General features: G+C 71.6%; 10 protein-coding genes. 5 read left to right on the forward strand and 5 right to left on the reverse strand.

What is annotated here, in order from left to right; translation table 11 throughout:
* The first annotated feature begins 158 nt into the window (after nucleotides 1–158).
* Nucleotides 159–302: a hypothetical protein gene (locus tag K4S16_RS44340; RefSeq protein WP_160160919.1), complete on the forward strand. Its 144-nt coding sequence runs from the start codon at nucleotides 159–161 to the stop codon at nucleotides 300–302.
* Between the two features lie 135 nt (nucleotides 303–437).
* On the opposite strand, the gene K4S16_RS15135 is transcribed toward K4S16_RS44340, so the two are convergent.
* The 3 genes from K4S16_RS15135 to K4S16_RS15140 all read right to left on the reverse strand — a co-directional run bounded on the left by K4S16_RS15135 (nucleotide 438) and on the right by K4S16_RS15140 (nucleotide 2,143).
* Nucleotides 438–851: a hypothetical protein gene (locus K4S16_RS15135; protein WP_149259604.1), complete on the reverse strand. Its 414-nt coding sequence runs from the start codon at nucleotides 849–851 to the stop codon at nucleotides 438–440.
* A gap of 118 nt (nucleotides 852–969) precedes the next feature.
* A complete protein-coding gene (locus tag K4S16_RS44345) occupies nucleotides 970–1,128 on the reverse strand; it encodes a hypothetical protein (RefSeq protein ID WP_160160920.1) in 159 nt (52 codons plus the stop codon).
* A 97-nt stretch (nucleotides 1,129–1,225) separates the two neighbouring features.
* Nucleotides 1,226–2,143: an NADP-dependent oxidoreductase gene (locus tag K4S16_RS15140; RefSeq protein ID WP_149259605.1), complete on the reverse strand. Its 918-nt coding sequence runs from the start codon at nucleotides 2,141–2,143 to the stop codon at nucleotides 1,226–1,228.
* 146 nt (nucleotides 2,144–2,289) lie between these two features.
* On the opposite strand from K4S16_RS15140, the gene K4S16_RS15145 reads away from it, so the two are divergent.
* Both K4S16_RS15145 and K4S16_RS15150 read left to right on the forward strand, forming a co-directional pair.
* On the forward strand, nucleotides 2,290–3,168 hold the full coding sequence (locus tag K4S16_RS15145) for a helix-turn-helix transcriptional regulator (RefSeq protein WP_149259606.1): 879 nt from the start codon (nucleotides 2,290–2,292) through the stop codon (nucleotides 3,166–3,168).
* A 1,002-nt stretch (nucleotides 3,169–4,170) separates the two neighbouring features.
* On the forward strand, nucleotides 4,171–7,569 hold the full coding sequence (locus K4S16_RS15150) for a DUF4132 domain-containing protein (RefSeq protein ID WP_149259607.1): 3,399 nt from the start codon (nucleotides 4,171–4,173) through the stop codon (nucleotides 7,567–7,569).
* Here the strand turns inward: K4S16_RS15150 and K4S16_RS15155 are convergent.
* A complete protein-coding gene (locus K4S16_RS15155) occupies nucleotides 7,556–8,842 on the reverse strand; it encodes an AarF/ABC1/UbiB kinase family protein (RefSeq protein ID WP_160160921.1) in 1,287 nt (428 codons plus the stop codon). The genes K4S16_RS15150 and K4S16_RS15155 overlap by 14 nt on opposite strands.
* Nucleotides 8,843–8,996: 154 nt before the next feature.
* On the opposite strand from K4S16_RS15155, the gene K4S16_RS15160 reads away from it, so the two are divergent.
* Together K4S16_RS15160 and K4S16_RS15165 are read left to right on the forward strand one after the other, a co-directional pair.
* Complete coding sequence (locus tag K4S16_RS15160) at nucleotides 8,997–10,181, forward strand: sensor histidine kinase (protein WP_149259609.1); 1,185 nt, start codon at nucleotides 8,997–8,999, stop codon at nucleotides 10,179–10,181.
* A gap of 267 nt (nucleotides 10,182–10,448) precedes the next feature.
* Nucleotides 10,449–11,102: a response regulator transcription factor gene (locus K4S16_RS15165; protein WP_149259610.1), complete on the forward strand. Its 654-nt coding sequence runs from the start codon at nucleotides 10,449–10,451 to the stop codon at nucleotides 11,100–11,102.
* 190 nt (nucleotides 11,103–11,292) lie between these two features.
* Here the strand turns inward: K4S16_RS15165 and K4S16_RS15170 are convergent, their stop codons facing one another.
* A complete protein-coding gene (locus K4S16_RS15170) occupies nucleotides 11,293–15,165 on the reverse strand; it encodes a DNA-directed RNA polymerase subunit beta' (RefSeq protein ID WP_149259611.1) in 3,873 nt (1,290 codons plus the stop codon).
* Between the last annotated feature and the right edge of the window lie 6 nt (nucleotides 15,166–15,171).

Genomic DNA, 15,171 nt, shown 5'->3' on the forward strand with positions numbered 1-15,171 from the left:
AACCTCAGCCGCAGGGCTTGCGCTCAGACCGCAGAGCTGGCGCCAAGCCGGGGCCGGCGCTCAGACCGCGGGGCTGGCGCTCAGACCGCAGAGCTGGCGCCAAGTCGGGGCTTGCGCTCAGACCGCGGGGCTTGCGTTCAAGCCGGGGCTGGAGATTCGTGAAGCTCTACCGGCCCGCGCCCGTCCCGCTTCTGCAGGTCTACGGGAATGGGACCGAGGAGGTCAGTATCGCGGTGAGCGCGCTGCCGGTGCCGGGCAGCGCGTGGGCCTGCCACGACGCCCGGCTCGGGCGGCTCGGCTAGCTGCATCCGTGTGACGACGCCGAAGGCGCGGCCAAGGTGGTCGGCGACCTTCTCAGAGACCAGGAGTGCACGTCCACCTGGTGAGCCGCCACACCCTTGCGCAAGGGATCCACGCTTCTGATACAGCTGGCCCGATCAGACATCCCAGCGGGCGGCTTCGAGAAGGTCGGCGACGTAGGCGGCGGCTTCCGCGGAGAGGCGCGGCAAGCACTCCTGGAGGGGCTCTACGAGGGCCTGGGGGACGGTGCCGTACTCGACGAGATGCCCCAGGAAATGGGCGATCTCCTCTTGGACCAACGGATCGTTCTCTCTTACGAGCGCCTCCGCAAGCGGGAGCACTATCGAGGATGTGTCTCGTCCGGTCTTGCACGCGCCGATGAGCAGGTCCCCGAGATGGGCGGCCGCCAGTTCGCGGAAGTCGGGCTCCCCTTCTGCAAGTCTCATCGCCAGATGCCGGATCTCTCTCGTCACCTGGCGAGAACCAGCGTCATCCCGCGCGGCGGCGGCCAAGTCTTCCGGGCCGCCGCCGGCCGCATCAAGGGACTTCACGCCATATCCGGGACGGAGGGCACCGCAACGGTGGCGTCCAAGGCATGCGCCAACCGGTCGACACGCCTGATGACGGGCTCTGCACCGACCGCCTCAAATCGCGATAGAGCGGACGGCATCATGCGTTCCGGCACGCCGGTTCCAGCAGAGTCATCCCAAGCTCCAGACGCCGCTCACGCACTGCCTTGCCCAGTTCATCGGCACATGGAGCAGCCTGACTGTCCTCGTGCTGCCGATCCTTGTCGGTCATCGCCAACTCGAAGCGCTCATCGCCCATGTCCCGGCTCCTGCGGCTTCTCTGATCCGCTCGATCATAGGGCTGCCCGGCCATCCGGTCCCGCTGTCCTAGCGCTTCCACTCTTCGACCTGATTACTCAGGGGCGAAGGACGATCTTGCCGTGGGTGTGGCGTTGTTCCAGGTCGCGGAAGGCGTCCTGGACTCGGTCCAGGGGGTAGGTGCGGGCTATCGGCACCTCCAGTTCACCGCGGGCGGCCAGCCGGGCCAGTTCGCCTAGGACGACCGCGCACGCCGCGCCGCTTTCTCCGACGGTCTGCGCACCGAACTTTGCCGCTGTCCCCCAGTCGCGGATCGTGTTGATCCGCTCGGGCCGCACGCCCAGTTCCACCGCCAGTTCGACGTAGCCGGTCCCGAACGTGTCGATGAACGCGTCGACGTTCCCGCCGCTGGCCTGCCGGATTCGTTCGGCCAGACCGTCCCCGTACTCGACCGGGATGACGCCGTGCTCCTTCAGCCACGCATGGTTCGGCTCGCCGGCCAGACCGATCACCGTGGCACCGCGCCGTCGCGCTAGCTGGACCGCGAGGGACCCGACGCCGCCAGCTGCGCCGGAGACCACCACCGTGTCGGAGGGTCCGGGGTCGACGGCAAACACGCAGGCGTAGGCGGTGGCGCCGGCCACGTGCAACGACCCGGCCACTTCCCAGGACAGACCCTTCGGACGCGGGGTCAAGCGCACGTCGTCCACCGCGACGAACTCCGCGTGGCTTGCCCTGTCGTGCGTGAAGCCGAGGACCTCGTCGCCCACCGCGAAGCCGCGCACATGCGATCCGACCTCCACGATGACTCCGGCCAGGTCGCTGCCCTGTCCGGAGGGGAACGTCGCCGGCCAGCGCTCATGCAGCCCGCCCGAGCGGATCATGGCCTCGCCGGGCTGGATCCCGGCCGCGCGGACCTCGACCAGCACCTGGTCGGGACCTGGCACCGGACGCTCCACCTCCTCGACCCGCAGGACATCGATCCCGCCGTACTCGTGGAACCGGACCGCCTTCATCGCATGATCACCGCTCTTCCTCGTTCGGCTAGCCGGATGGCCGCGCCTTGAAGCGTGCCTTCGTCCCGGCGGCGGAGGAACGGAGCGGTTTCCCTAGGATCAGCGGTCCGAGGATGTGGTGGGCGAACAGTGGTATCACTGCCGATATGGGGATGCACCGCGACGACCTCGCCGATTTCCTGCGTCAGGCGCGGGGGCGGCTGACTCCACGGGACGTCGGGCTGGTCGAGGGGACGAGGCGGCGCACGCCGGGCCTGCGCCGCGAGGAGGTCGCGGCGCTCGCCGGGATGTCGGTCGACTACTACATGCGGCTCGAACAGGCCAGGAGCCCGCAGCCCTCGGTCCAGATCCTGGCCGCGCTGACGCACGCGCTGCGGCTGACGACCGACGAGCGGGACCACCTGTACCTGCTCGCGGGGCACCGTCCCCCGGAGGGAGCGCGCGCCGGGGAGTACCTGCGGCCGAGCCTGCTGTACCTGCTCGACCGACTGGAGAACGTGCCGGTCCAGGTCCTGAGCGATCTCGGCGACCTGCTGGCGCAGAACGACATGGCGCAGGCGCTGTTCGGATGCGTATGCACGGTGGCGGCCGAGGACCGGAACGTCGTGCTGCGCTGGTTCACCGAGCCGGACGTGCGGGGCCACTTCGCGGACGAGGATCGCGAGGAGCAGGCCCGGCAGCTCGTCGCCGACCTGCGCGCCGCGGTGGCCCGCCGCGGGAACGACGCCGCGTCCCGCGCGCTGGTCACCCGGCTCCGCGCGGCCAGCGAGGAGTTCGCGACGCTCTGGGACCGGCACGAGGTCGCGGTGCGCAGGTCTCACCCGTGGCGGCTGAAGCATCCCGAGCTCGGCAAGATCGAGTTTGACTGCGAACTGCTGGCGACACCCGCGGCGGACCAGCGCCTGCGGATCTTCACACCACCGCCCGGCGGCACCGAGCCGCTGGACATGCTGCGCCTCCTCGGCCCGCAGCACCGGCACGGCACTGCCGCGGCGAGGACGGAGGAGAGCGGCGCCCCCGCATAGGCCGCGTGCCGGTCAACGGTCGGCGTACCGCCGGCATTCGCCGGTGAAAACGGTGGCCAGTTCGGTTACGGGGACCGCCGCGGCGCTGACCCACGCGGCGCTGACCCACGCGGCGAGGTCGGCCGTGCCGAGGGCGTCCAGCGTCCGGGTCGCGGTGAACCTCCGTCGCGAGTCCTTCGATGACGGGCGCGAAGCAGACGGCGGCGCAGACGGCCGGTTAGCCCCAGGTCCAGGTCCGCCTCGGCCTCCCTGCACTCCTTGCCGTTGTGGACGGCCTGGGCGATCTCGGCGCGCGGCGCGCGAGCGGTCGCGGCGTCTACCTCGGCGAGGGCGGGGCGTCGAGTGCGCGCCCGGCGAAGGCCTTGGCGACCCGAGACTCGGCCCGGCGCGTCGCTCGCCGGCGCCCGCGCCCGTCCGGTGGGGTGCTGCCCGCACCACCGCGCGGCTGGCGCCCGCTCGGCGGGCAGGCACGCCGGGGCAAAACTAGGTCATCCAGGCCCACCGCACCGGCCCGCCGCCGTCGCGCCGACCCCGGCGCGGCGCCCGGCCTGGGGCTCGCGTCCAGGGGGAGAAACTCGGCCAGCGCCTCCGCCAGGGCCCGGGCGATGGGCCTCCGGTGCTGGATCCCGGCCTGGACCCCGCGGCCTGGACCCCGCGGCCTGGATCCCGGGCTGGATCCCGGGCTGGATCAGGGCGTCGGCCCTGCCCCGGATGGAGGCGCTGGTCCGCCACCGCGCCGGTCCGCCTCGCAGTGACCGTCGATTGGGTGGCGGTGGGCGCTTCCCCACTTCTCGCTCGCGCCGCTGGGCGGCCCGGGTCAGCTGCGACCGCTGCTGGCCTGGGTACCCGATGTCTTCATCGCCGGGAAAGCATCGCCGGATGTGCGGCCGCGGCGGTCGGGGCCGCCCTCGTTCTCCTCCGCGTCATCCGCGCGGTCCGCTCGCGCCGGCGAACCGCGTGAGCGCCCCGCCGGTGTCGGGCGTCGCTGTTAGCGTCGCGGCCATGATCGACAAGGCAGCCGTGATCGACAAGCCGCATGCGGCTCTCCCCGACGAAGACGTCCTGATCATGCCGGAGCACTGGCGCGGCGGTCTGCATCCGCGGCGCGATGGGGCGCCAGGTCCGGAGATCACGCTCGACGCGGCGGCGGGCAAGGCCGTCGCGCAGGCTGTGGACGAGGCGCGGGACGAGATCGAGCGGACCCTGGGCGACCGGGGAACCGCGCCGGAACTCGCCGCCGCGGCGCGGGCCCATCTCGGCGGCGGGCCCGACCCGCGCGGTGCGGCCGTCCTGTCGCTGATCACGGCGGGCGAGTCGGTCTGGGGGCGCGAGCACCGGCGGTACGTGGACGCGTGGGCCTTCGAGCACGGCGTCGTGTTCGCCGCGTGCGCGCTCGCCGACCGGTGGGGACTGGAGTCGAGCCCGGACGGGGAGATGCTGGACGGGCGGCGGAGCAGGATCGTGCGCGCGGTCGCGCCGGGCGAGCGCCCTGTCCGAGGGCTGCCGGACGGAGCGCCGCGCGTGCGCTCCCTGCTGGCCGCCGCGACCGAGGAGCAGTACGCCGAGGCCGTCGAACGGCTCGCCGAGCGGCGGGTCTCGGTCCGGCAGCGGCTCCTGACCGCCTACCTGGTCCCGACGCACGACGACTGGGTGAGCGAGCTGTGCCGGCACGCCGACGGGGTCCCCCGTCATGTGCTCCTCCGGTGCCTGGGGACGTCCGCGCACCTTGGGCTGCTCGGCGCCCGGGCTCGGCTGACCGCAGCCGACTGCCATGAGCCGGAGAACCTGCACGCGCTCGCCGACGGTCTCGGGCCGGCCGCCGTTCCGCTCCTGGTCCCCGCGCTGGACGAGTACCTCGACTCCCCGCAACGGCGGGACGCGCTGCTGGACGTGCTGGGCGTCCTGCCGTCCGATGAGGTCTTCCGCGCGCTGCTCCAGAGGCGTTCCAACCCGCACGTCAGCGGTGAGCTGATGAAGGCGATGAAGCGGTTCCCGGTCCGGGCGGTGAGGGAGTTGGCCGCGGAAGCGAACGCGGCAGGGGTCGCGGAACTGGCGGAACTGCTCGACGAGCACGTGCGGGGCAATCTCGACGTGGTCAGGGCGGCCCTGCCGTTGCTTCCTGAAGAGGCCCGGACGGCGGTCGAACGGATCGTGGCAGGGCTCGCCGCCACCGCCGACGCCGACCCCGCGGACCTGCCGGTCGTCCTGGTGGACCCGCCGTGGGCCCGCAAGCGGGAGCGGCCGGAGCCGGTGGTCATCACGGGGCTGTCCGCGCCCGAACCGTCGATCGTCTGGGCCGAGGACGGGCGCGACACCCTGTGCGAGTTGGCGCTCCCCGTCCCCTATGCGTGGAGTCACGACGGCGAGGTGCGCGGGCCGTGGGACCAGCGGATCGCCGACTTCGAAGCGGGCCGGCTCAGGGGCTTCGAACAGGTGGCCTTGCTCTGCTTCGGTCCCGCCGAGCAGGTCCGGCGCCTCGTCGCCGGCTGGTCCTTGCGGAAGGACGGCTACGACACCTACCAGGAGCCCGAATGGTGGGTGCCGATGCTGGCCGAGCGGTTCGGCCTGGACGCGCTGACCGCCGTCGTGAAGGGCGCCCGGAGCAAGCCCGGGAGCTGCGGGCATGTGGTCGTCCCGTATGCCGCCGAGCCGGTCGCGGATCTGGTCGCCGGCTGGCTGCTGCGCGGCAGGACCGGCAAAGAGCACGCGGAGGCGTGGCTGCGGAGGCACGGCCCCCAGGCGGTGCGGCTGCTGCTCCCGGCCGCGTTCGGCAAGCCGGGCAAGCGGCGTGACGCGGCCGAGTACGCCCTGACCTTCCTCGCCCGGGACCTGGGACGCGACACCGTGGTCGAGATCGCCCGCGACCAGCGACCCGAAGCGGGCGCGGCACTGGACATGACGTTGGACCACGATCCCGAGCAGCTCGTCCCGCGGAAGATCCCGGAGATCGGGCCGTTCGCCGACCCGGCCGTCCTGCCCCGGGTGCGGCTGGCGGACGGCGGGCGCGTGCTGCCGGCCACCGCCGTCCGGCATCTGCTCACGATCCTGGCGATTTCGCCGCCGGACGCCCCCCACCCCGGCCTGGAGGCCGTGCGGGACGCGTGCGACGCCGATTCGCTGGCGGCGTTCGCCTGGGCGCTGTTCGAGCGGTGGCGCCGGTTCGGTGAACGGGCCGAGGACGCGTGGGCGCTGACGGCCGTCGGGTGGTTCGGCGACGACGAGGCCGCGCGGCGCCTCACCCCCGCCATCCGCGCCTGGCCGGGCGAGAACGGCCACCACAAGGCGGTCAAGGGCCTGGACGTGCTGGCGATGATCGGCACCGAGACCTCGCTGATGCTGCTCGACGGCATCTCGCACCGGGCCCCGTTCAAGGCGATCAAGAAGCGGGCCGAGGAGAAGATCCAGGAGGTCGCCGCACGGCTCGGGCTGAGCGGCGAGCAGCTCGCCGACAGGCTCGTCCCCGGCATCGGCCTGGAGGCGGACGGGAGCATGACGCTCGACTACGGTCCCCGGCGCTTCGTGGTCGGTTTCGACGAGCAGCTCAAACCGGTCGTGTCGGACGAGGCCGGCCGCCGCCGCGCCGCGCTCCCCAAGCCCGGCGCGAAGGACGACCCCGACCTCGCCCCCGCCGCCTACGCCGCATTCACGCAGTTCAAGAAGGACGTCCGGGCGACCATGCCGAACCAGGTCCGGCGGCTGGAGCTGGCGATGGTGACCGGCCGCCGGTGGACGCCGGCCGAGTTCCGCACGCTGCTGGTCGACCACCCGCTGATGTGGCACATCACTCGACGCCTCCTCTGGCTCGCGGAACCCGGCGCGGACACGGAGACGGACGCCGCTGCCATCGCGTTCCGGCTTGCGGAGGACCGATCCTTGGCCGATGTCGACGACGGCGAGTTCGTCCTGCCGGACGGTGCCCGGGTCGGGGTGGCGCATCCCCTGGCGCTCGGCGACGCGCTCGCCGCCTGGTCGGAGGTCTTCGCCGACTACGAGATCATGCAGCCGTTCCCGCAGCTCGGCAGGGACGTCCACCGGCTCACCGACGAGGAGCGGCAGGACGTCCGGCTCGCTCGGTTCGAGGGCCTCACCGCCCCCTGGGGCAAGGTCGTCGGGTTGGAGCGGCGCGGCTGGCGGCGCGGCACCCCCATGGACAACGGCACCGAACGTTGGATCTCCCGAGCCGTTCCAGGCGGCCTGTTTGTCGTGGTCGAACTCGATCCCGGGATCCAGGTCGGCTGGGCCGACGGCAACGAGGACCAGAATCTCCGCACGGTGTGGCTCGCCGACGAGCCAGGCGACTTCCTGCACTGGAACACCGGCTCCCAGCACCGGTTCGCCGAGCTGGACGAGGTCACCGCGTCCGAGGTCATCACCGACCTGCGGTCCATCACGGCATCGTGAGCCAGCGCATGGCCTCTTGCCGGAACGGCACCTCCGCGCCGAGCTGGCAGAGCACCCCTATGCCCACCCCGATCGCGCGTTGGGCGGCCACGTATTCGGGCGGGAAGGCCAGGCTGAGGCCGACCGGAACCGAGGAGGTCATCCCTTCGAGGACGGCGCGGAGGAAGGCGCCGTCGAAGTGGAACGTCTCTGTCCGGACGACCGCCCCCGACCGTTCGAAGAGGGCCGTCAGCCGCGCCCCGTCCGCCCGCACCCCCGGCCGGAGGAACCCGAGCTCGCGGAGCACGGCGACGAGTTCGTCCGGATCGTCCGCTAGATGGATCAGCATCCACGGGTGGAGAGGGCTCATCGCATCCGGCCGGTGGCGGTACATCGCGCCGAAGTCGAGGACGCCCAAGCGGCCGTCGCCGAACAGCCGGAAGTTCCCAGGATGCGGGTCGCCGTGCAGCATCCCCGTCCGGGGTATCCCGGAGAACATCAGCCTGGTCGTCAGCAGCCCGGCCCGGTCCCGCTGCGCCCTGGTCCCGGCGGCGATGATCCGTGCCAGCGGCGTTCCGCCGAGCCATTCCGAGACGAGCACCCGTCCCTTCTGGAGGATCACCTCGGGGACGACGAAGTCGGGGTCGTCCAGGAAGCCCTCCCGGAACGCGGCCTGTGCCTCGGCTTCCCGCGCGTAGTCCAGCTCTTCGGCCAGGCCGTCCATCAGCTCGGCGGCCAACGCCCTTCCGTCCAGCTCGGGCGCGACCAGCGAGGTGAACCAGCGCATCGCGAACACCGTCAGGTCGCGGTCGTCGAGGAGCTGCTCCCGGGCGGAGGGGTACTGCACCTTGACCGCGACCGGGCGGCCGTCCGGCAGGGCCGCCCGGTGCACCTGGCCGAGGGAGGCGACCGCGGCGGGCTCGGGGTCGAAGGAGTCGAAGAGGCCGCGCCAGTCCGAGCCGAGGTCGTCCTCCAGAACCTGCCGCACGCGGGCCGCGTTCTCCGGCCGGGCCGCCTCCTGCAGCCCTGCCAGCCGCTCCCGGTAGACCGCGGAGATCGTCGGCGGAAGGACCGTCTCGTACACCGACAGCACCTGCCCGAACTTCATCACCCCGCCCCTGAGCCCGCCGAGGACGTCGAAGAGCTGGTCGGCGGTGCGCTCGTGCAGGTCGAGGGAGGCCTCGTCGGTCAACCGGCCGAGGGCCTTGAGACCCCCGGCCACGGCCATCCGCCGACCGACCCCGAGCGGGATCGCCGACAACCTCGCCAGCCTGGGAAGTGCCTGGATTCGCATGCCGACAGCGTCACCGGCGGCGCGGCCGGGCCGCATCGCCCCGCGGTCCCGTCCTCTCTCCGCCCCTGGCCGGCGTCGCCTCCGACCGTGGTGGCAGCGGCACTGCGACCGGGGTCCGATGACGGCGCGGCCCCGCGAAACCTAGGATCTGCGCATGCGATGGACCACCCCGCCCTGGCCGTTGCTGCGGCTTCTCGCCTGGGTGGGGACGTGCTGGGCTGTGCTCGCGGTGCTGCTCGCCCCCGCCCCGCCGACGCGCACCGTGCTGATCGGCGGCTATGCCGCGCTGTGGGCCTGGCAGGCGGTCCGTCCGTGGAGCCCGCCCGCCGCCGCGGTGCCCGTGCTGGCCCCGCTGCTCCTCCTGGTCGTCGTCGCGGCGCCCGGCGCGGCGGGTGGCGACGGGTTCCGCCCGTTCCCGTTCGCCGAGGGCACCTACTCCGACGGAGCCCTCGCCATCGCCGGCGCGCCCGCGTGGATCCACCTCGTCGTCCTCGCCCGGGGACGCGACCTGGCCTGGTCGGTCCCGGCGGCCCTGGCGCTCGCCCCCGCCCGGCACCTGCTCGCCGGCGGGCTCCCGCTCTGGCCGACCTGGATCATGTGGGGGGTCGGGTTCATGCTGCTCGGCTCGGCCTTCCGGATCCACGGCGCGCTCTATGAGGCGCGGCTCCGGCTCGACCGGGAGGCCGTGGCCGAGGAGCGCAGGAAGGTGGCCGAGGAACGCAGGAAGATCGCACGTGAGGTCCACGACCTGGTGGGGCACGGGCTGGGCGTGGTGATGCTGAACATCACCGCGGCCCGGCTCGCCACCGCGCGGGGCGACGCCGAGGCGGCCGGGATGGCGCTGGCGGAGGCCGAGCGGGCCGGTCGGCAGGGGGTGCGGGACGTCCACCGGGGGCTGGTGCTGCTCCGCGAGCCGACCGCCGCCGCGTCGCCGATCGCCCCCGCCCCGCCCACGGCGGACGACACCAGGGCCCTGATCGACGAGCTGCGGGGCGGGGGGCTCGACGTCGCGCTCACCACCCGGGGCGACCTCGGCGCGGTCGACCCGGCGGTCGGGCTCACGATCTTCCGGGTGGTCCAGGAGGCGCTGGCCAACACCGCCCGGCACGCTCCCGGCGCGGCGGCCGCGGTCACCGTCGAGGTCGGCGACCGCGCGACCGAGGTGACCGTCACCGACCCGGGCACGGCACAGCCGCCGGGACGGGCCTCGGCCGGCGGCCTCGGTCTCGTCGGCATGCGCGAACGGGTCACCGCCCTCGGCGGGACGCTGCACGCCGGCCCCGACGGCACCGGCTGGACGATCCACGCGACCATCCCCCTCACCAGAACGACACCGTGACCAGAGCACACCGCGACCAGGACGGCACCGCGACCAGGACAGCACCATGACCAGGACAGCACCGTGATCAGGGCGGCACCGTCATCAGAACAGCACCGTCATCAGGACAGCACCGTGACCGGGGCGGCACCGTGATCAAGGCGGCACCGTCATCAGAACAGCACCGTGATCAGGGCGGCACCGTCATCAGAACAGCACCGTGACCAGGACGGCACCGTCATCAGGACAGCACCGTGACCAGGACGGCACCATGACCAAGACAGCACTGTGATCAGGCTGCTGCTCGTCGACGACCAGCAGCTCGTCCGTGCCGGGTTGACCCGGATCTTCGACGGTGAACCTGATGTGGAGATCGTCGGCGAGTGCGCGGACGGCGACGAGGTGGCGCGGGCCGTGGCGCGGTGCGCTCCCGACGTCGTGTTGATGGACGTCAGGATGAAGCGGGTGGACGGCGCCGAGGCGACCCGGCTGCTGCGGTCCCGGACCGATGCTCCGCCCGCCCTCGTCCTCACCATGTTCGACGATCCGGAGGTCGTCGCGGCGGCGCTGGCGGCCGGCGCGGCCGGCTTCGTGCTGAAGGACGCCCCGGGCGAGGAGATCATCCAGGCCACCCGGGCCGTCGCCGCCGGGAAGGGCTGGCTCGACCCGGCCATCACCCCGCACGTCCTGCGCGCCTGCCGGACCGCGTTCCGTCCCCGCCCCGCCCCGTCCGGCGGCCTCTCGGACCGTGAGCGCCAGGTGCTGTCGCTCATCGGCGGCGGCGCCACCAACCCGGAGATCGCGGCCCGGCTCAACATCGCCGAGGGCACGGTCAAGACCCACATCGGCAGCATCTTCACCAAGCTCGGCCTCCGTGACCGCGCGGCCGCGGTCATCTACGCCCTCCGGCACGGCCTCACCGGCGACGAAGCCGACGCGTAGCCCGAAGACACGCGTAGCCCGAAGACACGCGTAGCCCGAAGACACGCGTAGCCCGAAGACACGCGTAGCCCGAAGACACGCGTAGCCCGAAGACACGAAGAGGCCCCTCCCGGCAGGAAGGGGCCTCTCGCATGTCGCATTCGGTCATGCGCCCGCGGGACGCCGTCTGCACGGCGTCCCGGGACGGACGTCAGCGGTTGTACTGGCCGAAGTCGTACTCCTCCAGCGGGACGGCTTCGCCGGAGCCCTGGCCGAAGGCGTACTCGGCGCCGTCGTCGTAGGAGCCGACGGAGTACACCGCCGCCTTCGCCTCCTCGGTCGGCTCGACCCGGACGTTGCGGTACTGCGGCATGCCGGTACCGGCCGGGATGAGCTTACCGATGATGACGTTCTCCTTGAGGCCGAGCAGCGGGTCGCTCTTGGCGTGCATCGCGGCCTCGGTGAGCACCCGGGTCGTCTCCTGGAAGGACGCCGCCGACAGCCACGACTCGGTCGCGAGCGAGGCCTTGGTGATGCCCATCAGGACGGGGCGGCCGGCGGCGGGCGTGCCGCCCTCGGCCACGACGTTCCGGTTCGTCTCCTCGAAGATCGGACGCTCGACGAGGTCACCCGGGAGCAGGTCGGTGTCGCCCGACTCCAGGATGTTCACCCGCTTCAGCATCTGGCGCACGATGATCTCGATGTGCTTGTCGTGGATCGACACGCCCTGCGACCGGTAGACCTCCTGGACCTCCTGGACGAGGTGCAGCTGCACCGCGCGGGGGCCGAGGATGCGCAGCACCTCGTGCGGGTTGATCGCACCCGCGATGAGCTGCTGGCCGACGCCCACGGGCTCGCCCTCCTTGACCAGGAGGCGGGACCGCATCGGCACCGGGTAGGCGATCTCGTCGGAGCCGTCGTCCGGGACGATGACGACCTTGCGGGCCTTCTCCGTCTCGTCGATCTTGACGCGGCCGGCGACCTCGCTGATCGGGGCCACACCCTTGGGGATGCGGGCCTCGAACAGCTCCTGGACACGCGGCAGACCGTGCGTGATGTCGCCGCCCGCCACACCACCGGTGTGGAAGGTGCGCATCGTCAGCTGCGTGCCGGGCTCACCGATGGACTGCGCGGCGATGATGCCGACGGCCTCGCCGACGTCCACCCGCTTGCCGGTGGCCAGCGAGCGGCCGTAGCAGGCGGCGCAGACACCGATCTTGGCCTCGCAGACCAGGGCGCTGCGGGTGCGGACCTTCTCGACCCCGGCCTCGACCAGGCGCGTCACGACCGCGTCGGACAGGTCGGTGTCGGCCGGGAAGATGACCGTCCCGTCGACCACGACGTCCTCGGCGATGGTGCGGCCGACCAGGCTCGTCTCCGAGGTGGCGAGCTTGACCAGGGTGCCGTCCTGCAGGCGGTCGGCGACCTCGAAGGGGATCGTGCGGTCGGTGCCGCAGTCCTCCTCGCGGACGATGACGTCCTGCGCGACGTCCACCAGGCGCCGGGTCAGGTAACCCGAGTCGGCGGTGCGCAGCGCGGTGTCGGCCAGACCCTTGCGGGCGCCGTGCGTCGAGATGAAGTACTCGACGACCGACAGGCCCTCGCGGAAGGACGACTTGATCGGACGCGGAATGGTCTCGCCCTTGGGGTTGGAGACCAGGCCGCGCATACCGGCGATCTGGCGGAGCTGGAGCGGGTTGCCTCGGGCACCCGACTGGATCATCATCCAGATCGGGTTGTCCTTCTGGAACGCCTTCTCCATGTCCACCGCGACGTCCGCGGTGGCCTTGTTCCAGATCTCGATGAGCTCCTGCTTGCGCTCGTCGTCGGTGATCAGGCCGCGGTTGAACTCCCGCTGCACCTTCTCGGCGCGCTGCTCGTAACCGCCCAGGATCTCCGCCTTGTTGGGCGGCGTGATGACGTCGTCGATCGCGATCGTGACACCGGACCTGGTCGCCCAGTGGAACCCGGTGCTCTTGAGCGCGTCGAGCGCGTTGGCGACGGCCACCTTCGGGTAGGTCTCCGCCAGCTCGTTGACGATCGCCGAGAGCTGCTTCTTGCCGATCTCGTCGTCCACGAACGGGAAGTCGTCCGGCAGCGTCTCGTTGAACATGGCGCGGCCGAGCGTCGTCTCCAGCCGGTAGGGCTGGCCGGGCTCGTAGCCCTCGGGCGCCTTCCAGCCGCGCGGCGGCGGGACGTCCTTGAGCCGGATCTGGATCTTGGCCTGCAGGTCCAGTTCGTGCCGGTCGTAGGCCATGATCGCCTCGCCGATCGAGCCGAACGCGCGGCCCTCGCCCGTGGCGCCGTCCTTCTGCGTCGTCAGCCAGTACAGGCCGATGACCATGTCCTGGGTGGGCATGGTGACGGGCTTGCCGTCCGACGGCTTCAGGATGTTGTTGGTGGACAGCATCAGGATCCGCGCCTCGGCCTGCGCCTCGGCGGACAGCGGCAGGTGGACCGCCATCTGGTCGCCGTCGAAGTCCGCGTTGAACGCGGTGCAGACCAGCGGGTGGATCTGGATGGCCTTGCCCTCGACCAGCTGCGGCTCGAACGCCTGGATGCCGAGCCGGTGCAGGGTCGGCGCCCGGTTCAGCAGCACCGGGTGCTCGGTGATGACCTCTTCCAGCACGTCCCACACGACCGGGCGGGCCCGCTCGACCATCCGCTTGGCGGACTTGATGTTCTGCGCGTGGTTGAGGTCGACCAGCCGCTTCATGACGAACGGCTTGAACAGCTCCAGCGCCATCTGCTTGGGCAGGCCGCACTGGTGCAGCTTGAGCTGCGGGCCGACGACGATGACCGAACGGCCGGAGTAGTCGACGCGCTTGCCCAGCAGGTTCTGCCGGAACCGGCCCTGCTTGCCCTTGAGCATGTCGGACAGCGACTTCAGCGGACGGTTGCCGGGCCCGGTGACCGGGCGGCCGCGGCGGCCGTTGTCGAACAGCGCGTCGACGGCCTCCTGCAGCATCCGCTTCTCGTTGTTGACGATGATCTCGGGCGCGCCGAGGTCGAGCAGGCGCTTGAGCCGGTTGTTGCGGTTGATCACCCGGCGGTACAGGTCGTTCAGGTCGGACGTGGCGAACCGGCCGCCGTCCAGCTGGACCATGGGACGCAGGTCCGGCGGGATGACCGGGATGCAGTCCAGCACCATGCCGAGCGGGCTGTTGCGGGTGTTGAGGAACGCCGAGACGACCTTCAGCCGCTTGAGGGCGCGGGCCTTCTTCTGGCCCTTGCCGGTGCGGATGATGTCGCGCAGCTTCTCGGCCTCGGCGTCGAGGTCGAAGTTCTGCAGCCGCGCCTGGATGGCCGCGGCGCCCATGCCGCCCTCGAAGTACTTGCCGAAGCGGTCGCGCATCTCGCGGTAGAGCAGCTCGTCGCCCTCGAGGTCCTGGACCTTGAGGTTCTTGAAGCGGCTCCAGACCTCGTCGAGGCGGTCGAGTTCGCGCTGCGCGCGGTCGCGCAGCTGCTTCATCTCCCGCTCGGCGCCGTCGCGCACCTTGCGCTTCTGGTCGGCCTTCGCGCCGGCCTCCTCCAGCTCCGCCAGGTCGCCCTCCAGCTTCTGCTGGCGGGCCTCGACCTGCGCGTCGCGGGCCTGCTCGATCTGCTGGCGCTCCACGGAGATGTGGGCCTCCAGCGTCGGCAGGTCGCGGTCGCGCCGCTCGGCGTCCACGCTGGTGATCATGTAGGCCGCGAAGTAAATGATCTTCTCGAGATCCTTCGGGGCCAGGTCCAGCAGGTAGCCGAGCCGGGACGGGACGCCCTTGAAGTACCAGATGTGCGTGACGGGCGCGGCCAGCTCGATGTGGCCCATCCGCTCACGGCGCACCTTGGCGCGGGTCACCTCGACGCCGCAGCGCTCGCAGATGATGCCCTTGAACCGGACGCGCTTGTACTTGCCGCAGTAGCACTCCCAGTCGCGGGTAGGACCGAAGATCTTCTCGCAGAAGAGCCCGTCCTTCTCCGGCTTGAGGGTCCGGTAGTTGATCGTCTCCGGCTTCTTCACCTCGCCGTGCGACCACTGGCGGATGTCGTCGGCGGTCGCCAGACCGATGCGAAGCTCGTCGAAGAAGTTGACGTCAAGCAACTGTTT

The organism is Actinomadura sp. K4S16, assembly GCF_008327685.1.
Taxonomy (GTDB): domain Bacteria; phylum Actinomycetota; class Actinomycetes; order Streptosporangiales; family Streptosporangiaceae; genus Spirillospora.